Source organism: Mucilaginibacter aureus (assembly GCF_053514885.1).
Window position 1 is genome coordinate 2,774,941 of the sequence record NZ_CP170601.1, and the last position, 22,047, is coordinate 2,796,987.

The following is a 22,047-nucleotide window of genomic DNA, read 5'->3' on the forward strand; positions in this document are numbered from 1 at the left end:
ATGTGGTGGATCTACGCTTTACTTTCAGCTTTCTTCGCGGCTCTTGTTGCCATATTTGCCAAAATAGGTATCAAAGGTGTCGATTCCGACCTGGCGACTGCCATTCGTACCGTCGTCATTATTGTGCTCGCCTGGTCTATCGTTTTTTTTAAAGGCAGTGCTCACACTATCTCATCGCTTACCAAACAAAACTGGACATTCCTCGTCTTGTCGGGCCTGGCTACCGGCTTATCGTGGCTGTTTTATTTCCGTGCACTGCAATTGGGCAAGGTAGAGCAGGTAGCACCGATCGATAAGCTAAGCGTTGCCCTGGCCATATTACTGGCCGCCGTTTTTTTAGGCGAACAAATAACTCTAAAATCGGCTATAGGCGCACTGCTTATTATTGGCGGCACGTTTGTTTTGATATTGAAGTAGTTGTTTAGTTATTGGATTATTGAGTTAATAAGTTATTAAGTTGAAGCGTTTAACCAATAACACAGTAACTCAATAACCTAATAACAATATCATCCAAGCAAATCCAAAACCTGCTGCGTAGCATTCTGGTTATCAACTTTGGTGATAATGTTTTTAATAATGCCCTGTGCATTGATCAAAAAAGTGGTGCGTGCAGTGCCCATATACGTTTTGCCGTACATGCTTTTTTCAACCCAAACGCCGTATTCTTCCACAATCTTTTTGTCGTTATCGGCAATCAGGGTAAAAGGCAGGTTAAATTTCTTTTCAAACTTTTTGTGCGATTTTTCATCATCGGTGCTTACGCCGATCACTTCAAAACCCTGGCCCACTAGGCTTTGGTAATTATCCCTGAAACTGCAGGCCTCTAAAGTACAGCCCGGTGTATCATCCTTAGGGTAAAAGTACAGGATAACGTTTTTGCCTTTAAAGCTTGATAAGGTTACATCGTTACCATTCTGGTCTTTCGCAGTAAAATCGGGGGCTATATCGCCTTCTTTTAATATTGCCATACTATCTGTAAAAATTAGCAGTAAATTGTGATAAATTATTCTTGTTATCGGCAACACTTAAATTAAAAATATGTTTGCCGAGCGCAATACTTTCGTCAAAGGTATAGATCAGTACCTTAGTTTTATAATCGTACTCTAACAATACCCACTTACCATCTATATTGCCGGTATAACTCTTTATCCCCGAAAGGTTATCACTTATCCTGATAGAGAAAGTTTTGGCACCGGCAAGGCTGCTGCCATCGTGTATATTAACCGGGCCAATGTGCGGGCCAACAGTATCCAGCTTAATATAAAAATCGCCAAAACTGCGGGCGTTGGCCTTAATATAGCCATCAACATATTCGCCGCCTTCGCATGTGCCGGCAGTGCTTACTATCACCGCCTTATTTACATAGTTACCTATAATGCTATCGGGTTTAATGTAAAGCTCATAAGTGTCATGTATTGGTGTAAAACGATTATGGATATGGTATGTTGCCGAGTAAGCCCCAGGGCGATGCGATAACATACCATAATCAAAATACAGGTCATCGTACAGGTTTCCTTGCGGGATGACGATTTTCACCCGGTCGCTGGTAAATACATTTTGCTGATCGTATTTAAACAACGTGCCCGCAGGTTTAGGTACCGGCGGAGTTTGTGGTTTAAAACGCACCGAAAATTGAAGCGTTGCCGCATTTCCCGCCACATCCTTAACCACATATTCCACATGGTGTATGGCATCATCATCAAAATTGATCAGGCCGCGGTTTACCGACTGTGGGTACACCGATATTTTATTACCCGGCAAAATAAAGCTCTTCTGTATTTCGCGGCCGGTAGTTAAAAAAGCCGGAAAATCAATGTGCGCGTTAATGGCGTGCGTCTGATCGAACGCGAAACGCTCTACCGCAAACGTATATACCGGTTTATCGTCTACATACAGTTGGATAGAGTAGGCCCCGTTATGGTTTGCCGACGTGCTGTTCACATCGTACGTCGTAATGCCGAAACCTGTCTCACCGCTCAGGGTAATAACGCCGGGATGCACCAGGTGATATTTGCCATTAGCGCCTGCAACCTGGTAAAACTCTTTCTGTGTTTTTTCGCTAAAGGGCAGCCCGTTTACGTGGTAAACATACATAGATGTTAAGGTTGGCGGTACCTTATCGCGAATGGTTAAACCAAACAATTGCGGATTGATAGTTTCCTGGGTAACGGCATCCCGCAGCTCAAAGTGCACATGTGGCCCCGCCGATGCACCCGCGTTGCCCGACCATGCTATAACCTGCCCTTTATAAACCTGCATCTGTAACGGCGATAGCTGGATATCAGCCTCCCAGGTTTGGTTTTGGTACTGGTAGTCGTGCACAATTTTAGCCAGCTCAGGTATCAGCCTTTGCAGGTGCCCATAAACCGATACAAAGCCATTAGGGTGGGTAATATACACCGCCCGGCCAAAGCCGCCAAACTGAATGCGGATGCGCGATACATAACCATCGTAAACTGCATGTACAGGGTAGCCTGTTATTTGGTTGGTTTTAAAATCCAGCCCCGAGTGGAAGTGATTGGAGCGCAACTCACCAAAACAACCTGCGGTAGTAGGCGGCAGGTCTAAAGGGTATCGAAAAACGTCTTTAGGGTACTGCCCCGTTTGTGCTATGCTTTGCGCGATGCTGTTAACAGATAGAAATAAGATGAACAAGCATCCCGGTAGTTTACGAAACATAGATTATTTGATATAAAAGTCGAGCATTTTTTCGTTCTCCAGGTAGCCTTCCAAATGGTCGCCTATGCTAACCTTGCTTACGCCCGGCGGCGTGCCAGTAAATATCAGGTCGCCCTTTTTTAGAGTAATATATCCTGATACAAAGGCAATGATCTTCTCGAAAGAAAAAAGGAGGTCTTTAGTGCTGCCAACCTGGCGTGGCTGCCCGTTAATATCTAATTTAAAGTTTAGGTTGTACAGATCGGCAAATTGTGCCTTGGGTACAAAATTGCTAATGGGGGCCGAGTTATCAAAAGCTTTGGCCAGTTCCCAGGGCAGTCCTTTTTCTTTATGGCGCGCCTGGATATCTCGTGCGGTAAAATCAACACCCAAGCCAATTTCGTCAAAATAGCCGGCGGCAAATTTCTCGCTGATATTTTTACCCTCCTTGCTCACTTTCAGCACGATCTCTATTTCGTGATGCACATCCTGCGAAAAATCGGGATGGTAAAACGGCTTATTATCTTTTAAAATGGCGGTATCGGGTTTCATAAATATTACCGGTACCGATGGTACGGGGTTATTCAGCTCTTTGGCATGTTCGGCATAATTACGGCCTATGGCTATGATCTTCATTTAAATAAAAGAGGTTTTAGTTTGAGCCAAAGCTAAAAAAATAAAAGCCCTGCTCTTAATCAAGAACAGGGCTTTGTATAAAAAGTTTATTACAATATCGAAATCTTCTTAATAACCGATTCGCCGCCGGCCACCAGGCGCAAAAAATAAAAGCCGCTGCTCAGCCTGTTGTTGAGGTTAAAAGTAAACTTTTGCTCACCCGGGTCAACCCTTTGCGAAAACAGCGTGATAACCTCGTTCCCTAAAATATCCATTATTTTAATGGTTACGCTGCTGTTTTTGTTGACGCTATAGCGCAGGTTAATCTGGTCGGTAATAGGGTTGGGGTAAACCTGCACATTGCTCACTAACCTATCGGTTTCGGTGCGCGAAAAAAATGGTTTGGTGCTGTAAATGGTTACAGTTGACCTTAAGGGCGGTAAAGCCACTTTAATCCCGTTTTTTAGATAGGATTTATCGTTCTTATTGGTAAAAACTTTTGCTAATCTTGTGGTGTCAGTAGTGGCGGGCTTTTTGCCATCCGCATAAGCATAATTAATGATGACCGCCATAGCGATCAGCATAAAAAATGAAAATATCGGTTGGTAAAATTTCCTCATACTTAAGTTTACAAAAGTAGCTATAAAAGTTGTTCCAAATTAAAATACTATAATATTCAATTAAATTTTAACATTATTTAACAATGCCTTGCTGATACAAAAATTAAGCCCTTTTTTTGTATCGGTTTATGATTTAGGTATATATACGTAAAATGTCTCCAAAGGTTAGTAATTAGTCATCATTCTTTTCTTTTTATAAATGTCATCAAATAACAATCATTTCACCAAATTATCGGCGGCAGGCTTCCTCATCAGCTTAGGCATTATATACGGCGATATCGGTACATCGCCACTATATGTTTTTACAGCCATCATAGGTAAAGATACGATTAATGCCGATCTTGTTTTAGGTGGGATTTCCTGCATCTTCTGGACACTTACGCTACAAACAACCCTCAAGTATGTTTTAATTACACTCCGGGCCGATAACAAGGGCGAGGGTGGCATATTTGCTTTATTCTCTCTGGTGCGTCGCAGGGCCAAATGGTTGCTTATCCCGGCCATTGTGGGCGGTTGCGCTTTACTGGCCGATGGTATCATAACACCGCCTATCACGGTTTCTTCGGCTATCGAAGGTTTGGATATTTTGTATCCGCATTTGCCTACGGTGTATATTGTGGTGCTCATACTAACCGGCTTGTTCCTCATACAACGCTTTGGCACTGCCCTGGTTGGTAAGGGCTTTGGCCCCATTATGCTGGTATGGTTTACCATGATGGGTGTTTTAGGCATGGCCTATATTATACAAATGCCAACAATTTTTAAGGCATTGAACCCTTACTACGCCATCCACTTATTGTTAAATGATCCTAATTTCTTTGTGGTGCTGGGTGCCGTATTCCTGTGTACCACGGGCGCCGAGGCCTTATATTCCGACCTTGGGCATTGCGGAAAGTCAAACATCCGCGTAAGCTGGATCTATGTTAAAACCACTTTGGTGCTTAATTACCTGGGCCAGGGTGTATGGCTGCTGCAGCATGCCGGGCAATCGCTTGTACATACCGAAGCAGGCCACCACGTTACCATTAATCCGTTTTACCACATTATGCCCGATTGGTTTTTAATTTACGGTATCGGCATTGCAACTGTGGCCGCGGTAATTGCCAGTCAGGCCTTAATTTCGGGCTCGTTTACGCTTATCGCCGAAGCAGTACGCTTAAACTTATGGCCAAAGCTAAAAATTGTATACCCAACTGATGAGCGCGGGCAGTTATATGTACCCAGCGTAAACTGGTTGCTTTGGGCGGGCTGTTTAGGCGTTGTTGCGCTGTTTAAACATTCCGAAAATATGGAAGCGGCTTATGGTTTGAGTATCACCATCGCCATGCTGATGACCACTATCCTGGTATCTCGGTTCCTCAAGGCCAAAAATTTCCCGATGTACCTTATTTATATATTCCTCGCTATTTATATCTCCATCGAAACTACCTTCCTGGCAAGTAATATGTTTAAATTTTTGCATGGCGGCTGGTTTACGGTAAGCATAGGCACCGTATTATTCTCGGTAATGTGGGCCTGGCACACGGCTCGTAAAATACGCAACCGCTATGTTAAATTTATCGAGGTGAGCGATTATTTCCCCATCATCAAGGAGTTGAGCGAAGATGAGACCGTACCCAAATATGCATCCCAGTTAGTTTATCTAACCAGTGCTAATTTCGACTCGGAAATTGAATCGAAGATCATTTATTCTATCCTGCAAAAGCAACCTAAACGTGCCGATGTTTATTGGCTGGTGCACGTTAACGTAATGGACGAACCCCACTTGCGTGAATATGATGTGAAAGTGCTGATACCCAATAAACTGATCCGTATTGATTTCCGCCTGGGCTTCCGGGTAGATCAGGGGGTTAATATCCTGTTCCGTAAGGTGGTTGAGGATTTGGTTAAAAATGGCGAAGTAGATATCACCAGCCAATACAAATCGCTTAACAAGCACCGTATCGTGGGCGATTTCAGGTTTATTGTGCTGGAGAAGATCCTGTCGCGTTCGCACAACCTGTCGCTTTACGAAAAATTTATGATGAACTATTACTTCCTGCTTAAAAAGGCCAGCCTTTCAGAAGAGCGGAGTTTTGGTTTGGATCTGAGTTTTGTAACCGTTGAAAAAGTACCGTTAATGCTTTCGGACCCTAACAGCGTTGAGCTGAAAAGGATCAAACATTAACAAAATATCTTTCTAAGCGTCATTGCAAGCAGTAGCGAAGCAATGACGCTTTTTTTATTCTTCTACAACTCCTTCACAAACGTAAAGGTCATCATGCCATCCTGGTAACCGGGCGTCAGCATGGTTTTTTTACCTGTTTTGTTATCGGTATGTGTCAGCGCGTTGCGGATGTATGGATAGACCAGGTAAGATAACTTAGTCGACATGATGCCAAAACCAGCGCCTGCTACCACATCGCTCAGCCAGTGGTCGTGGTTATACAATCTAAAAACGCCTGTGGCAGTAGCAATGGTGTAACCCAATATGCCATAAACTTTTGATTTACCCGAAAACTCCTGCGCCATAAATTCGGCGCCTAAAAAGGCGGTCGACGTATGCCCCGATGGAAAAGAAAGGTAATCTGCCCCATTGGGGCGGAGCCTGTGTGTGGCATGTTTGGTAATGGAGGTACTGATGGCTAAAATGCCGCCCGACAGACCCAGTAACGCGGTACGATCGATAAAGGTATTTTTACCCGATACGCCAACCAGGTTTAAACCATACGTGAGTATTATCGGCGCAAACTGGAAATAGTTTTCGGCCTTGCTGCTAAAATCAGGGTCCAGTTGCTTTATCTTGTTATTGGTGGAGTAATCCAGCTGCCGGATCGGCACAACAAAAAACGACAACGCGCCATAGGTGATTAACGCTGTTGGTACTACCAGCGAAAGCGCGGTGCTGTGTAAATGTTTAACGGTATCGGGTGCAGTAAACAGGTCTTTCTTCACGCTGTCTACCACCTGGGCGTTGGCATTAAGCGCAACAAGGCATAATAGGGTAGTTAATAATTTTTTCACAGTAGCATAATATAGATGTAACATGTACAACTTAAATGCCAATTCTGGATATTTTCTGTAGCAGAAAGCTTTATTTGTATTTGATCTTGTAAATCAAAATAGTAACCGCAAACAAAAAGGTAATGGCGTTGGCCGTTGCCACGGGATATTGCCCGCTCAGCAGGCCATAGATCAGCCACAGCAAGGTGCCTATAGTAAAGCAGGTATACATCAGTAACGATATACCCGAGGTGTCTTTAGTACGGATGGTTTTAACAGCCTGTGGCAAAAAGGATATGGTGGTGCCAAAGGCGGCCATATACCCAATAGTTTGGATATAATTCATCGGCGTAAATATACGCTTTACCGGGCTATTGAACCGTTTTCTTTTGCAAGTTTACTTCTCTTTATACCGTAACTAAAGTAGATCACCAGGCCTATCACCAGCCAAATAATAAACCGCAGCCAGTTAGTGGTACCTAATTCTGTCATCAGGTAAAAGCACGACATTAAACCCAAAACCGGGATAAGCGAAAAATTTTTGCGATAACCCACAATGGCGATAACCAGTACCAGCAAGGCGAAAACAAAGTAAGGTATCTTTTCCATAAACACATGCGTTGTGGTATGTGTAGGGTCGCCATCGGTATAGTTAAAAAAGAAATTATTGAAAAAATGAGGGAGTTGCCATTGTGTAATACCTACAGCTACGATCAACAGAGCAGGTATAATAAACTTTCCGTTGATATAAGGCAGGGTAAATTTGCCGTTGCCTTTCTCTGCTTTTGGTAAGATCAAAATACCGCCGCAAACCAGCACAAATGCAAACAAAGTACCTATGCTGCATAAGGCTGTAGCTATCTCCGAATCTAAAAACAAAGCGGGTACACCCACAACCAGGCCGGTGATGATAGTGGCGAACGATGGCGTATGAAATTTGGGGTGTAAGCGCGAAAAACGTGGCGGTAATAAACCGTCGCGGCTCATGCTCATCCATATCCGTGGCTGTCCTATCTGGAATACCAATAACACCGATGTGGTTGCCACAATGGCGCTCAATGCAATAATACCGCCAAGAAAATTCAAACCGCGTTCGTTAAAGGCGTTGGCTAAAAAGTCGGCTGTATTGAGCTTGCTGTAATTAACCATACCTGTTAACACCAAAGCTATCAGGATGTACAGCACTGTACAGATAATAAGCGAATAGAACATACCCCGTGGAAGATCGCGCTGTGGGTTTTTACATTCTTCGGCCGTGGTGGATATCGCATCAAAACCGATATAGGCAAAAAATACCGCCGAAACCCCCTTCATTACCCCGCTGAATTTGTTGGGTAAAAATGGTACCCAGTTAGCGGGGTTTACATAGTAAAAACCTATGGCAATTACCGCTACTACTACCAATAGCTTAAAGGCTACCATCAGGTTACTTGCTTTGCGCGATTCGCTGATACCGATGTACACCAGGTAAGTTATAAACCCAGTAATAGCCAATGCAGGTATATTCAAAATAACCGGTAACGATCCAATATGCGGTGCATTAAGCCAAAGCTGATGCGCATCTGCAAAATCGGCAGCGCCCTTTAAATCGTGTTTGGCTATAAGGTCAAGATATTGGGTATTGCCCTTTTTTACCTCAAAAAAGCTGTTGCTCAAAAATCCCGGGATCTTTAGCCCGATATTATGTAAAAAGCTCGTAAGGTTGCCCGACCATGAGATAGCTACCGTAATATTGCCTACAGCATATTCCATTACCAGGTCCCAGCCAATTATCCAGGCAATGATCTCGCCAAAAGCGGCGTACGAGTAAGTATAGGCACTGCCCGACATCGGTATCCGCGATGCAAACTCGGCATAACAAAGCGCTGCAAATCCGCAGGCCACTGCACAAATAATAAACAGGAAGATAACACCGGGGCCGCCGTCAAAACAAGCCTGACCTACCGTGCTAAAAATACCGGCACCTATAACCGCCGCTATGCCAAGCGCTGTAAGGTCGCGCACGGTTAGTACCTTATTCAATGATATTCCGTGACCGTCATCGAGGCCGGACTTTGAATCGGCGACTATTTTTTCAATTGATTTTTTGCGGAAAATGTTTGTTGGCATGGGGTCAGGTTAAAGCTAAAACCAAACATAACTATTTTTTTGTTATTGATTACTAAGCTTTACTAATTAACTTGCGCCCATGAAATCCAGCATTTATACGGTAATCAATCAAATCAGAACGTTTTTTATCCCATATCTGTTTATTTTACTGCCTTGTTTGATCATCAAACTGCTGTTTAGCAAATCGCAGATATATTTTACGGTAAATGGCTGGCACTTTGCTTTGGGCGATCAGTTTTTTACCTGGTACACCCATATGGGCGATGGCCTTACCTGTGTTGCCATTACCCTGATATTGTTGTGCTTTAATTATCGCTGGGGTTTTTTAATGGGTACAAGCTATGCCATTACATCCATACTGGCGCAGGGGATTAAATTTATATTCAACGCGCCGCGGCCCATTATTTATTTTAAGGACGAAGTTAGCCGCATGTACCTGGTTAAAGGTGTTGAGATGCTCGAAACGCATAGTTTTCCATCGGGGCATAGCATATCGGCTTTTTCGATGGGGGTAATATTAACCTACATAACGCCCAAAAAAAGCTGGGGACTGCTCTTTCTGGGCGTTGCATTTTTAGTGGCGTACTCGCGCGTTTACCTGAGCGAGCACTTTTTTGAAGATGTTACCGTAGGCTCGGCAGTAGGCGTGTTCATAACCATTTTTTGGTTAACCTGGATAGAAGGTAAAGCCTTTATCCACACCAAAAAATGGAACAATGGGTTATTACGAAAACAACCGGCTTAAGTAGCCAGGTTTGGCTTGCGCCTGATAAACACTACTGCTCCAACAATGATAAACAACGCACCAGCAATAATAACCACGGTTGCCACCGGGAATCGTTGAGGTACGGTTATGTATTGATTGGCGGTTGTTAACTCAGGCGATACACGTATGGATCCCAAAAAGGCTTTCATTTCGCCGATAGCCAGGTCCTTCCTAAAATCGCTGTAAAGGTATTCAAAAGTATAAGTTACGGTTTTAGTGTACACCAGCGTAAAATGGCGTACCTCCAGTCCGCCGCCGGTATCAACCTGCAAAACAAAATCGCGGGCGGTCAACTTACCAACAGTGGTATCATGGTCGTTTACAATAGTACCCTGGCTTAAACTCTGCTGTACTTTTTTAACATACTCTTTAAATACATTATCAAGGCCCTTAGGATTTTTTACACTTTGCTGCGATACCGGGTTAATGGTACGGATAGCCAGCATTGAACCATATCTGCCGTTACCCGAATAAATATCCTGACCGCCTGCTTTGCTTTTTGCAAACTCTTGAGGCATCGAAACTGATACCATGCTGTCCATCTTCACCGGACTTAGATAATAATTTTTTTGTGCATTTGCCTGCGCTGCAAACAAAAATATGCTGAAATACAAAATTAGCTTCTTCATAAATTTCCTTTTTTGTGTCGGCTGAAACACCCATGTACATTTTAATTTTTTTAATGCTTGTGAGGTTGTACATGGTTGCCTCACCGGTGCAAAAACTCCAAAAACCGAACCAAAAGAGGCCTGAACTTAAATTGGGAAGGTAACAAATGGGATATAATAACAGTGTTTGACAGGATGTGTTAGGTTGTAAGTTGCTTAATATAAGAGCGATACGCTCAGGGTGGTGCAAGTGGTGCAGCTATGTAAAATTTTTGTGCGCTAACTGCCAAAACCGCCAAACATGCTCGACATAATAATGACTAAAACCAGTACAGTGATGGCTACATACAGGTAATCTTTTTCTAAAAAAAAGCCAACTGCCGAAAATAATACCCGCATAATGGGGGTGGCTATCAGTAGCAAAATGCCCAATTGTATAATGGCCCGGCCCTTTATGGTAAATACCCCTTGTATAATGGCTGCGACGTTTCGGGTAAAATCGGGCTGTTGCTTAAAAGTCGAGTAGTCGCTGATATCATGCCCGTGCCGGTATAAATAAATTACCCCGCCGATAGTTACCACCATCATAGAAAGCAGTACGCCCCAACGTAGCAGCGAACCGATGGACAACCGGATGTCTTTATCTTTAAAAGATCTGTTTTCAGTTTTCATATCCCTCCCGTTAATCCTTTATAGATCATCTGTGTGGCCAGTATCGTTACTATCACTGCAAAGAAATACCTTAACCGGTTTGATTGTGCGTGTACCAGTATTTTTGATCCGGTAAACGCACCCAGTAATACACCTATTACAACCGGCATGGCCAATCCGGGCTCAATATAACCCCGCTGCAGGTACACAACCGCGCTTGCAGCAGCGGTAACACCTATCATAAAATTACTTGTAGTGGTTGATACCTTAAAAGGGATGCGCATAATGCCGTCCATGGCTACTACCTTTAGCGCACCCGAGCCAATGCCCAGCAAGCCCGACATTATGCCGGCAAATATCATCATGATAAAGCCGCCGGCTACATTTTGTACGCCATAGGTTATTTCGGTATCGCCGTCGGGGTAGCTGCTGTTAAGTTTGAGTTTTTTTGCGAGGGAGCTTTGCGGGTTTTCAACGTGCTCGCCTTTTTTACGTAGCGACATGATGGCCGAAAAGATAAGCACCATGCCGAACAGGATGGCGATATATTTTACCGGTAAATATTTGGCAATTACCGCGCCGGTTATGGCCCCGCTGGTAGTGGCTATCTCTAAAAACATGCCCAGGCGCATATTGGTAATGCCTTCGCGCACGTAAGCTACAGCCGAACCTGATGAGGTGGCAATAACAGATACCAGCGCTGCACCAATGGCGTAATGGATATCAACATGAAGCAAAATAGTTAGTAGCGGGATAATAACCACGGCACCGCCTAAACCCGTTAACGAACCTACAAGGCCCGCCGCGTAAGCACCTATCAGAATTATAACAGTTAACAAGAGGACAGACATGCAAATGCAGGTTTGAAGCGGCTAAAGTAGCAATAAAATTTAAGCGGTAAATATTGGCTTTCACTATTTAATAATTGTAGCATAATTGCTACGTGCATTTTTGTTGTTTGATTTATTATATTTATCGGCTGATGACCGAACATTTATGATCAAGAAACTTTGCTGTATAGCCGGCCTGTGCCTGGCGGCGACCCTCTCGCAGGCTCAAACCAAACTTCCTTCGAATATCTTTTTAAAAAAACTTCCCAACGGCCTGGATGTGCTTGTAGTTGAGGATAATAGCGTGCCGTTGGCCACTATTGTGATCACGTGTAAAAATGGCGCGTATACCGAGTCGCCCCAGTTTAATGGCTTGAGCCACTTGTACGAGCATATGTTTTTTAAGGCCAATAAGGACTACGCCAGCCAAACCGATTTTATGAACCGCGTGAGCGAACTGGGCATGGATTTTAACGGCGCTACCACGGTTGAAAATGTGCGCTACTATTTTACCCTGCCTAAAAAGAACCTGAAACAGGGCCTGAAATTCATGAATTCGGCTATCCGTTTCCCGAGCTTTAATGCCGAAGAGATGGCGCGCGAAAACGTGGTTGTAGACGGTGAGTTTCAGCAGGATGAGTCGAGCCCGTTCTATGCGCTGGATAACGCGATGGATCACCACATGTGGGGCGATCTGTACAGCCGCAAAAATACTATCGGCGATCATAATGTTATCCGCTCGGCAACTCCGGCCATGATGGATTCCATCAAAAACAAATATTATTATCCTAATAATTCGATGTTAACCGTTGCCGGGGATGTTGATCACGAAGATGTGTTCAGGCAGGTGGAAGCTATTTACGGTACCTGGCAGCCATCCGAGTTCGATCCGTTTAAAAAGTGGCCCATTCCCGAATTTAAGCCGCTCAAAAAATCCGATTATTTTATCGTAGAATCAAACCTGGCGCAGGTTCCGGTTATCGAAATAGAGTGGCAGGGTCCCGATACGCGCAGCGATATCCCGGCAACCTATGCTGCCGACGTATTTTCGTACATTCTTAACCAAAACTCATCAACGTTAAATAAGGCCCTGATGCAGTCGGGCCTGGCTTTGCAGGTTAATATCGGCTACCTCACTTTAGAGCATGTTGGTCCCATTAATTTAACGGTGGTACCTAATCCTGCCAAAGTAAAAGAATGCCTTGCCGAGGTGAAACGGCAAATAGCTCTGTTTGACAGCCCCGATTACGTAACCGACGAGCAAGTTGAAACTGCCAAGCGTAAACTTGAGATCCGCCAGTCGTTTGAACAGGAAGTAACATCCGATTTTGTTGAGGTGCTTTCGTTCTGGTGGGCATCGGCATCTCTTGATTACTTTACTACTTACGTGGATAACCTGAAAAAGGTAAACAAAGCCGATCTGCGTGCCTACGTTGATAAATATATTAAAAACAAACCATACTGTGCCGGTTTGCTGGTTAACCCGCAAATGAATGCCGAATTAAAGCCACAGCAGTTTTTTACCGAAAAATAATTACATCGCACCAAAATGAAACGATTGATATTAACAGCAACCTTGTTATTTACAGGTAGTATAACATTGCTGGCGCAACAACACACCACATCGTTTGATGTGGAAGGAATTAAAGTTATTTTTAAACCTACTGTTAAAGATGTGATTAGTGTGCGCATGTACTTTAGGGGTGGCGTTAGCAATTACACTGCTGAACAGGCTGGTATAGAGCAACTGGCCATAGGTGGCACTACCGAGTGTGGCACTAAAAAATACGAGGCCAATCAGTTTAAGGATTATGCCGATCAATACGGCATTGAGATAGGGGGTAGCGCCGATTATGATTTCAGCGATATCAATATGATCTGTGTTTCGAAGTATTTTAACCAGGGCTGGGATCTGTTTACCGAAGCGGTAATGAACCCGGTTTTTAAGGAGAGCGAAATTCAGCTATTAAAAAATAAAATTTTAGCAGGCATCAAACAACAGGATACTGACCCCGATACGCGTATATCGAGGTTGGTTATGCAAAATGTTTTTAAGGGAACGATGTATGCTACCGATCCAAAAGGTACCGAAGCCACCATTTCAGCTTTACCAACAGACGCCATTAAGAACTTTTACCAGCAAATATTCAACAAAAACCGCATGTTTATTGTGGTTGCGGGTAAAATATCCAAAGATGAACTGATCGCTAAAATAAAGGCATCGTTCGCTACTATCCCCTCAAGGCCATACCAGCCTGCTGTTTATCAGGCACCTGAAATAAATGATAATAAACTGCTTGCCGAGGATAAAGCCCTGGCAACCAATTATGTTAATGCGATAATGAATGCGCCGTCTATGTCGAGTCCGGATTATACGGCATTTCATATGGGTATCTCAGGATTAAGTGGTACGTTGTTTAGCGAGATCCGTACCAAACGTAACCTCTCTTATTCGCCTGGTGCTTATGCTGTTAATATGCAAATGCCGTATGCTATTATGTATGTAACCACATCGTTTCCTAAAGACGCTATTAATGTAATGATAGAGCAGCTAAACCGTATTAAAAGCGTGGGTGTTACCTCATCGGGATTAAAGGAGCTAAAAAGCAGCTACATTACCTCGAGCTATGTTAAACAGCAGGAATCGAATGCGATTACCGGAAACCTTGGCCAGGCCGAAATTATGGGCAATTGGGATTTGTTTGAAACAGCAGCCGACAGGGTGGAAGATGTTACTGCCGAACAAATACAGAAAGCCTTGAATAAATATATTGCAGGCGTGCGCTGGTGTTATTTAGGCGATATTAAACTGGCCAACGAAGCTGCAGAAGCATTTAAAATACCGGTTAAGTAATTAAAGGAATAAAAGTATCCGGCAATAAAAAAGCCCTGTGGTATACCGCAGGGCTTTTTTTATGATATTAAATTATTATCGTTTTATTGTGCAGTAAACTTGGTGCCATCGTACACAAACCCACGTACTTCGGTTCCGGATGGGTTGAATGCTTTGTAGGTAACATCAACTTCCTGGTTAACCTTAGGTGCAATGGTTGCAACTTTGGTAAGCAATATTGCAGCTATTGATGCATTAAGATCAGCATCAGGCCACAAGTTATGGTCATAATCGCCGAATTGTGCCACGCTTGTTTTTGCCGCGGCTGTGCCTGGTGCCGAGGCTGCACCGGCTGCAGTATAGTCGGCACTTACAAAAGTGTAAAACAATGCATTGTTAACAACCCAGGTACCATTGGTTTTTATAAAGTTAATTACGTAACGGCTTGACCAGTTGGTGCCGTCAAACAGCATCGGTACACATCCCACCGTAGTGGTGTTATATCTGTAGCTAACCCATTTAATATCACCTGCTTTTGCGGTTAACGTAACCGAAGCATCGGCTTTTAAAAAGTTTGCCAAATAAGTAGGTATGTTTGCCAGGTCGGCTGTGCCGAATGTATTAGCTAAACTACGGTTTACGCTGGCATATTGTGTGCTTGTAACACCATATGTTTTTATCCATGTACCGTTCAAATACATATAAACATCGGTAGTTAGCGTGCCGGTTGACGCGGTATAACCCGATTCAAAATAATTATAGGTTAATGCCACTAATTGAAATGGAACAGGTGAAGGGTATTTGTAAGCTAAAAAAGCCTGTGCATTAGCTGTTGTAAAATCGGTAAAAGTACTTCCGGCAAAAGCATAATCGGCAGTTGTAACGGTATAAGCTACGTGCGATAAAGTTACATCAGGTGCAAATACAGCATTTGAAGGTACTACATAGCTTACAGTTGCTTTTGATCCATCGTTATACTGGCTGTAACTACTGTTTAAAGTGCTGGTAATACCGGTAGTAGCCAATGCTAAAGTTGTATAGGATGTTTTAAGTGTAAGAGCAAGTACCGGCGCGCCGCCAACTTTGCCATTTGCATTCAGTGCTGCGTTATCGACATCCTTATAAGCCTGACTCAATGGGTCGCAGGATGCAAATGCAATTGCGACGAATGATAGAAGAAATAATATTTTTTTCATAAAACTATGTTTTAGAATTGATTAAAATTTGATTTTCAATGAAGTTGAAAATGTCCTGCCGTAACCATAGTAACCAAGTACATTTTGTGCCATTCCGGTTGGCGCAGATGTAGCGCTACCATCAAACGCATCAGATAAATAAGTAGTATTAAGCAAGTTGGTAACATTACCTGATAATGTACTGTTTAATCCTGCTATTTTAAAGCGGAAAGACGCGTTTACGTTAAACAGGTTATAGTTTGGAACTTTCCAGATAGTTGCACCAGGTGTTTGTAATGTTTGGAACGCAAAGTTTGAGGTATAGTTACCATTATAAAAATAGTCGCCACCTATCCTTAGGTCAGGTAAAACATCAACGTCAGCACCAATATGAGTTTGGGTTTGCGGGGCATCACCTACTTTTATGCCATTGAGGTATACTTTGCCGTAGGTGCTAATAACATTTTGCTGATCGTCTGTTACAGTTGCCGGACCGGCATCTTGGGTATAATACCAGTGGCCAATTGAAAGTGAACCGTTAATGGTTACTATACGGGTTGGTTTGTATTTTAATTCTAATTCTCCACCTTCGTGCATTTCATTTACACCCGAAAGGTTAACGCTGTAAACTACACCATTAGTAATAGGCAGGCTTTTTACGAACGACCTATCCATGTAATTTGACCTGTAGAAATTTAAATTAGCGCTAAAACCTGACGATTTAAATCCGTAACCTAATTCGTAGCTAAATAGCCTTTCCACAACGGCGGTTTTGTTAATGTCGTTTTTAAAAGATTCAAATATGTTGTCAAAATATGGTGGTTTAGTAATGTAACCAACATTTGCAAACACATTCATTTGCTCGTTAATATTGTAGTTTGCACCACCTTTAGCCTGGTAAGTAAAGTATTTTACCCAAGGGCTGTGTTGTGCAGGATCAGCATCTAAATAAGTGAAATAATCATTACGTTGCTGACCAGATTCGGTGCCAGATAAGGTAATAAAGGCGTTAACATCATTTTTAGTATATTCTGCCTGAGCATAAGCACCGGCAGATAATACCTTGTCAATGTTGTAGAACGAAACTTTATCGCCTGTTACTGCATGAGTGTTTGGCGCATTTTTATTACTTGATGCATCTAACACATACGCAGCGCCCAAAAGGTTGTACACTTTTGTATAGTGTGTGCCCGAGTAATCCCTGAAATCAACACCAGTAGATAGATTAATATCTTTAGTAAGTTGTGTATTAAAAGTACTGCGTAAACCGATCCATTTGTGATCGTTTTCTGACGCTTTAATATAATTGGTAGCAGCCCCGTCTAAACTGTTCGCGTTTGCTTTTACTATAGCAGTTAAATCATAAGGCGAATAATCATACTGCCCGTTAGTATTACCATTTACGTGGGTAACACCTGTTAAGCTTGACATACCCACACCCGCACCCGTACCATAAGTTGCGTATAATACAGTTGACAATGATGATTTGCCATTGATTTGCCAGCTGTGGTTTAACGATGCCACCGGTTTGCTGAAATAGTTTTTATAAGGGTTATATGGCTCACCATTTAAAATGCCGGCATCAGCGTTATACCTTAGCCCTTGCGGAGCATGTTCCATAACTGATAAGGAAGTGTTAAACCTGGTATCGTGTTCTTGAGATGAACCCATGATGCTAAAAGATAACGACTGGGTTTTTGACAATACTTTTGAAAGATTAAAAAAGTAATTGTAAGCTAAAAAGTTGGTTTGGTCTACATGGTAATTACCTTCTACCTTACTACCCGAAAACGTGGTTGCCCAACCTTTATCAGATAAACCGGTAGACACTAAAACACCTATTTTGCTGTAGCCATCACTACCAATACCTGCAAACACGTAACCGCCTTTTACGGCATCGGTGTTACGTGTGGTAATGTTGATGGTACCACCAAAAGAGGGCACGATAATTTTTGCCGCACCTAAACCGCGTTGAACCTGGAAAGAAGTGGTTACATCGCCAAGACCGGTAAAATCAGACCAGTAAGTATTACCGTTTTCCATATCATTAACCGGTATACCGTTAATGGTCATGGCTACGTTACCATTTTTTGATGTGCTCGAAAAACCTCTGATGCTTACCCGGCTTTCGCCAAAGCCTTGTGTATTAGAAGCCATAACACCCGGCACTACCTGTAATAACAAAGGCAGATCCTGTGTGCCTAATTTTTCTTCAATAACCTGGCTGTTTAATGTTGTAACGGCTATTGGTGTTTTCCTGTCAACGGCAACGTCGCTGGTTACAGTAACTTCGCTCATGGTTGAAGTATTTGCCACCAGGCCAATTACGCCCAGGTCTTTTTTGTCGCCGATAACGACTTCCTGTGTAATATAACCGATGTACGATATAACCAGGGTTGATGTACCCTCGGCCGGAACGTTGATCTTAAAAGTACCGTTTAAAGCTACCGAAGTTGCTTTAGAAGTGCCTTTAAGTAAAATTGAGGCGCCAATGAGAGCCTCTTTGGTTTGAGAGTCAAGCACCTTGCCGGTAACTTTAACCTCAGTACCCTGTGCAAATGCCTGGCATAGGGTAATTAGTAGAATGAATAGGATAAGTAAATGCTTCCTCATGCTTGCTTTTTTTAGTAGTTCTCTTTTTTTTAAAATAGTTATGGAATAAAGTACCTGCAAATATACTAACTGGCAATATAAGCAATATTAATTTAATGTTAACAATATCTGTACTGTAAAATAAATTAGCGATAAAGCAAAAAACCCAGCTTGCGGCCGGGTTTTTTGCTTTGTAATATTTTGGTTAGTTAAACATGTAACGGATGCCTAACTGAGCTTGCCAACGTGAGAACTGGCTCGAATCGTATTTAAACGAATTGGTTAAAGGGATTTGGTTGTTTACATCAGCATATGGGAAGGTATATTTTGCCCTGCCTGTTGCTGCATCTATACCTGTGTAGGTTAAGATGGTAACACCGCCGTTAGATACCGAGTTGGTTGGGATCTGAGCAACACCCCAGTTTTTATCGAGGAAGTTACCTAAGTTAATAATATTGAACTCAACACGTAAAGTGTGTTTGTTTTTACCCGAGTTGATGAAAAAATCCTGGCTGATGTTCAGGTTATACATCTGGTAGTATGGTAAAATTACACCGTTACGCTCAGCAAACTGACCTCTGTGTGCGCTCAGATAAGCATCCTGGCTGATGAATTTATCTAATTGGGTCCACATTTGCGCAGGTGTACGTGGGTCGCCGGTTGCAGGTACCAAAAGGATATCGCTTTGTGCTTTAGGGATATACATCAGGTCGTTGCTGGTAGAGCCGTCGCCGTTAGGGTCGCCGCTGGTTAAATATGATACTGCACCATTGTTAGCGCTTTCCATTGTTAAGCCAAACGAGGTTGACGTATTTTTAATGAACTGGTGACGGTAAGCTAACGATGCGATGATACGGCTTGGCTGTACGAAAGTACTGTTCGAAGCAATATCAGCGTTAGGATCGCCTGCTACATAACGGGTGCTCCAGATGTTGGCTGCAGTCGAACCACCATCGTTAACATCTTTACTTTGGCTGTAAGTATAAGCTACGTTAGCGTATAAGCCGTTAGTGAAGTTTTTTTGTAACTGAGCGGTAATGAAGTAAGAGTAACCAAGGCTGCTGTTGGTCATGTAGTACAAACCGGTAATGTTAGGGTTTGCAGCGGTGCTTACAGCAGAAGCAGGAGTAGTGTTGCTGCTGTTGTAACGGATCTGTCCTTCTACGCCAGGCAGGGTTACAAAACCGTCAGATATTACAAGATTTTTGTGGTATATCGAGTTGATATCTTTGGTATAAGCGGCTTCGATAGTACCGATGAAACCGCCAGGTAATTTTTGATCGATAGCTAAGTTGGTTCTCCAGATCTTAGGTAATTTCAGGTTTGGATCGGTGATATCCAACTCGTACGAGGTGTTGGCAGCGCCTGCACCAGGAGCCGGACGGTTTGCATCAACGTTAGAGTTAAAGATCAGCTGAGCATTTTGAGCAGGAGTGTTCGAAGCTACACCTCTGTTGATAATGTAAGAACCGAATAATACACCGTTGTTTGATGCCTGGTTAGAGATCCATACAAATGGAACTGCACCGCTGAACAAACCTGTACCACCACGCAATTGTGTGGTCTGATCACCTTTAACATCCCAGTTGAAACCGAAACGAGGAGATAATGATACCTTGTTGGCTGGAAGTTTCGAAGGATCAACATGTGTACCACCCTGGAAAGTTAATGGTGGAACGTTATTATTAGCCTGTAATTGAGTAGGGAATACGTTGTAATCGGCACGTAAACCGTAAGTCAGTTTCAGGTTTTCGGTAGCCTGATATTTATCCTGAGCATATAAGCTAAAGCTAGAACCTGATATTTTAGCGTAAGGGAACGATCCGTCAGGCAATGCCGAATATCGGAACGAGTACCTTGCAGCTGCCTGATTTGTTTCAAAATCAGAGAACGAGTTGAACGAGTAAACACCGTTGTACTGAGTAGCAAAACCGTTGGTGTAGCTCTGGATCTGATCGTTTGTACCAATGGTGATCTCGTGTTTACCTGCGTAGATGGTAAAATCATCAGAGAACTGCCAGATGTTTGTGCTTAATAAATTACCTGCTGTAAATTGCTCATAACCAAACGATGTAGCAGTAGCCGTAGCAGCTACATAACCCGGCTGACCTAAACCGGCAGTACCGTTACCAATATCAACCATTGGCAAGGTGCTGCTCAATGATGAACGGAAGTCGCGCAGAGCAGAATAACCTACTGTAGCCCTGTTAGACATGGTATTGCTCACCTTGGTGTTTAATTCCAGGATACCGATGTTAAAGTTGTTGTTGATGCGGTAACCATTACCGAAGAAAGGCAAGCCGGTTGAACCTGCAACACGCGAAGGATACAATGAAGTTGATGTGCTTGTAGGCTGATCTTTATACGATTTTAAGTAGAAGTACTTAGCGCTTAAAGTATTGTTTTTGTTTAAGTTCCAATCCAGTTTAGCTGTTAACTTATCACTGTAAGTTTGAAAGTTATAGTTTTGGTATGGTCCCGGATCGTAGTTGTAATTAGATTTTAAGTATTCAGTCAAGAGATCAAGATCGCTTGCTTTAACCTGCGACACGTTTGAACCGCTGTTTGAGCCGGTTGATGCCACAAAGCTGTTAGCCGGTTGGCTGATACGTTCTTGCTCGCCCGAAACGAATAAGAATAATTTGTTAGGGATGATAGCGCCACCAATCGAAACACCTGTTTGACGGTAAGTGAAAGGTACTACAGTTACACCGGTTGTACCAGCCTGATAGCCGGTTAAGCTAACGCTGCGGATATAATCATAAATAGTAGCTTTTAACTGGTTGGTACCCGATTTTACTACGGTGTTAACACCGGCACCAGTAAAGTTACCCTGACGAACGTCGTAAGGTGCAATATCAACCTGTATCTGATCGATCGCATCTAACGAGATTGGCTGCGAAGATGTTTGACCACCTAAAGTACCTGATAAACCGAAAGAGTTGTTGAATAATGCACCGTCCACAGTGATGTTGTTGTACAGGTTGCTGCGGCCACCAAAGTTTAAACCGTTAGCCGACGGGGTCAGTTTAGTGAAATCCTGTAACGAACGGTTCAATGTAGGCAATGCTTCAATTTGTGCACGGGTAACCGTTTCACGCGCACCTGTACGCGATGAATTGATAACCTTACCACCTGTACCGGCAATAACAACCTCAGTTAATGTTTTTGAATTGTCTACCAGTTTTACGTTTAACGGTAAATCCTGACCGATTGAAAGCGTGATGTTATCTTCCACATAGTCTTTAAAACCAATAAACGAAACTTTAACTGTGTAGGGGCCACCTACACGTAAATTGGGTAAATTGAAACGTCCGTCGGCGCGGGTAGCGGCCGAATAAACCGTTCCTGTTGGGATATGGGTGACCATAATTGTTGCTCCCGGCAACGTACCACCCTTACCATCGGTAACAACACCATGTACTGATGCTGTGGTTACACCCTGGGCAAATATATTGCCCGTGAATGCTGCGCCGATGATGAAAATACATAATAGTAAAAACTTTCTCATACTGCTTGTTAATTAAATTTTGAAGTCAATTTTTTGTTACAAAGATAACTATCAGTAATACAGTCATTGTTAAGTTAATGTTAACAATTTGAGGTTT

18 protein-coding genes are annotated in these 22,047 nt (G+C 43.0%); 5 read left to right on the plus strand and 13 right to left on the minus strand.

The features are described 5' to 3' along the window. Window positions 1-417 (plus strand): EamA family transporter, encoded by a 417-nt coding sequence (locus ACFGVR_RS11870; RefSeq protein ID WP_448697288.1) that lies wholly within the window; start codon window positions 1-3, stop codon window positions 415-417. An 89-nt stretch (window positions 418-506) separates the two neighbouring features. On the opposite strand, the gene bcp is transcribed toward ACFGVR_RS11870, so the two are convergent. From bcp to ACFGVR_RS11890, 4 genes are all read right to left on the minus strand, one after another. After that, window positions 507-968, minus strand: coding sequence for a thioredoxin-dependent thiol peroxidase (gene bcp, locus ACFGVR_RS11875; RefSeq protein WP_448697289.1), 462 nt, complete (start codon window positions 966-968; stop codon window positions 507-509). Window position 969: 1 nt separating this feature from the next. Then, the gene (locus tag ACFGVR_RS11880) at window positions 970-2,679 is read right to left on the minus strand and encodes a M23 family metallopeptidase (RefSeq protein ID WP_448697291.1); all 1,710 of its coding nucleotides are present in this window, start codon (window positions 2,677-2,679) and stop codon (window positions 970-972) included. 3 nt (window positions 2,680-2,682) lie between these two features. Continuing rightward, window positions 2,683-3,294 carry a fumarylacetoacetate hydrolase family protein gene (locus tag ACFGVR_RS11885; protein WP_448697292.1) on the minus strand — a complete coding sequence of 204 codons (612 nt, stop codon included), beginning with the start codon at window positions 3,292-3,294 and terminating at the stop codon, window positions 2,683-2,685. An 89-nt stretch (window positions 3,295-3,383) separates the two neighbouring features. Further along, window positions 3,384-3,893 carry a T9SS type A sorting domain-containing protein gene (locus ACFGVR_RS11890; RefSeq protein ID WP_448697294.1) on the minus strand — a complete coding sequence of 170 codons (510 nt, stop codon included), beginning with the start codon at window positions 3,891-3,893 and terminating at the stop codon, window positions 3,384-3,386. 199 nt (window positions 3,894-4,092) lie between these two features. Here ACFGVR_RS11890 and ACFGVR_RS11895 point away from each other — a divergent pair, with 199 nt between their 5' ends. Then, window positions 4,093-6,060: a KUP/HAK/KT family potassium transporter gene (locus ACFGVR_RS11895; protein ID WP_448697295.1), complete on the plus strand. Its 1,968-nt coding sequence runs from the start codon at window positions 4,093-4,095 to the stop codon at window positions 6,058-6,060. Between the two features lie 62 nt (window positions 6,061-6,122). On the opposite strand, the gene ACFGVR_RS11900 is transcribed toward ACFGVR_RS11895, so the two are convergent. The 3 genes from ACFGVR_RS11900 to ACFGVR_RS11910 form a co-directional block, all read right to left on the minus strand. Further along, window positions 6,123-6,896, minus strand: coding sequence for a phosphatase PAP2 family protein (locus ACFGVR_RS11900; RefSeq protein WP_448697296.1), 774 nt, complete (start codon window positions 6,894-6,896; stop codon window positions 6,123-6,125). Between the two features lie 70 nt (window positions 6,897-6,966). Next, window positions 6,967-7,221, minus strand: a complete 255-nt coding sequence (locus tag ACFGVR_RS11905; RefSeq protein WP_448697297.1) for a SemiSWEET transporter — start codon at window positions 7,219-7,221, stop codon at window positions 6,967-6,969. 17 nt (window positions 7,222-7,238) lie between these two features. Continuing rightward, window positions 7,239-8,984 (minus strand): APC family permease, encoded by a 1,746-nt coding sequence (locus ACFGVR_RS11910; protein ID WP_448697299.1) that lies wholly within the window; start codon window positions 8,982-8,984, stop codon window positions 7,239-7,241. Between the two features lie 79 nt (window positions 8,985-9,063). Here ACFGVR_RS11910 and ACFGVR_RS11915 point away from each other — a divergent pair, with 79 nt between their 5' ends. Beyond that, on the plus strand, window positions 9,064-9,729 hold the full coding sequence (locus ACFGVR_RS11915; protein ID WP_448697300.1) for a phosphatase PAP2 family protein: 666 nt from the start codon (window positions 9,064-9,066) through the stop codon (window positions 9,727-9,729). Here the strand turns inward: ACFGVR_RS11915 and ACFGVR_RS11920 are convergent. The 3 genes from ACFGVR_RS11920 to ACFGVR_RS11930 form a co-directional block, all read right to left on the minus strand. Next, window positions 9,726-10,379, minus strand: a complete 654-nt coding sequence (locus tag ACFGVR_RS11920; RefSeq protein ID WP_448697302.1) for a hypothetical protein — start codon at window positions 10,377-10,379, stop codon at window positions 9,726-9,728. The genes ACFGVR_RS11915 and ACFGVR_RS11920 overlap by 4 nt on opposite strands. Before the next feature lie 258 nt (window positions 10,380-10,637). Next, a complete protein-coding gene (locus ACFGVR_RS11925; RefSeq protein ID WP_448697303.1) occupies window positions 10,638-11,030 on the minus strand; it encodes a DUF1634 domain-containing protein in 393 nt (130 codons plus the stop codon). Next, a complete protein-coding gene (locus tag ACFGVR_RS11930; RefSeq protein WP_448697305.1) occupies window positions 11,027-11,860 on the minus strand; it encodes a sulfite exporter TauE/SafE family protein in 834 nt (277 codons plus the stop codon). Before ACFGVR_RS11930 ends, ACFGVR_RS11925 begins: the two co-directional genes overlap by 4 nt. A gap of 145 nt (window positions 11,861-12,005) precedes the next feature. Here ACFGVR_RS11930 and ACFGVR_RS11935 point away from each other — a divergent pair, with 145 nt between their 5' ends. Continuing rightward, window positions 12,006-13,373, plus strand: a complete 1,368-nt coding sequence (locus tag ACFGVR_RS11935) for a M16 family metallopeptidase (protein WP_448697307.1) — start codon at window positions 12,006-12,008, stop codon at window positions 13,371-13,373. Between the two features lie 15 nt (window positions 13,374-13,388). Beyond that, on the plus strand, window positions 13,389-14,693 hold the full coding sequence (locus tag ACFGVR_RS11940) for a M16 family metallopeptidase (protein ID WP_448697309.1): 1,305 nt from the start codon (window positions 13,389-13,391) through the stop codon (window positions 14,691-14,693). An 83-nt stretch (window positions 14,694-14,776) separates the two neighbouring features. Here the strand turns inward: ACFGVR_RS11940 and ACFGVR_RS11945 are convergent, their stop codons facing one another. The 3 genes from ACFGVR_RS11945 to ACFGVR_RS11955 form a co-directional block, all read right to left on the minus strand. Beyond that, window positions 14,777-15,868, minus strand: coding sequence for a hypothetical protein (locus tag ACFGVR_RS11945; RefSeq protein WP_448697310.1), 1,092 nt, complete (start codon window positions 15,866-15,868; stop codon window positions 14,777-14,779). A 21-nt stretch (window positions 15,869-15,889) separates the two neighbouring features. After that, on the minus strand, window positions 15,890-18,460 hold the full coding sequence (locus ACFGVR_RS11950; protein WP_448697311.1) for a TonB-dependent receptor: 2,571 nt from the start codon (window positions 18,458-18,460) through the stop codon (window positions 15,890-15,892). Between the two features lie 184 nt (window positions 18,461-18,644). Then, window positions 18,645-21,950 carry a carboxypeptidase regulatory-like domain-containing protein gene (locus ACFGVR_RS11955; RefSeq protein WP_448697313.1) on the minus strand — a complete coding sequence of 1,102 codons (3,306 nt, stop codon included), beginning with the start codon at window positions 21,948-21,950 and terminating at the stop codon, window positions 18,645-18,647. Window positions 21,951-22,047: the final 97 nt, after the last annotated feature.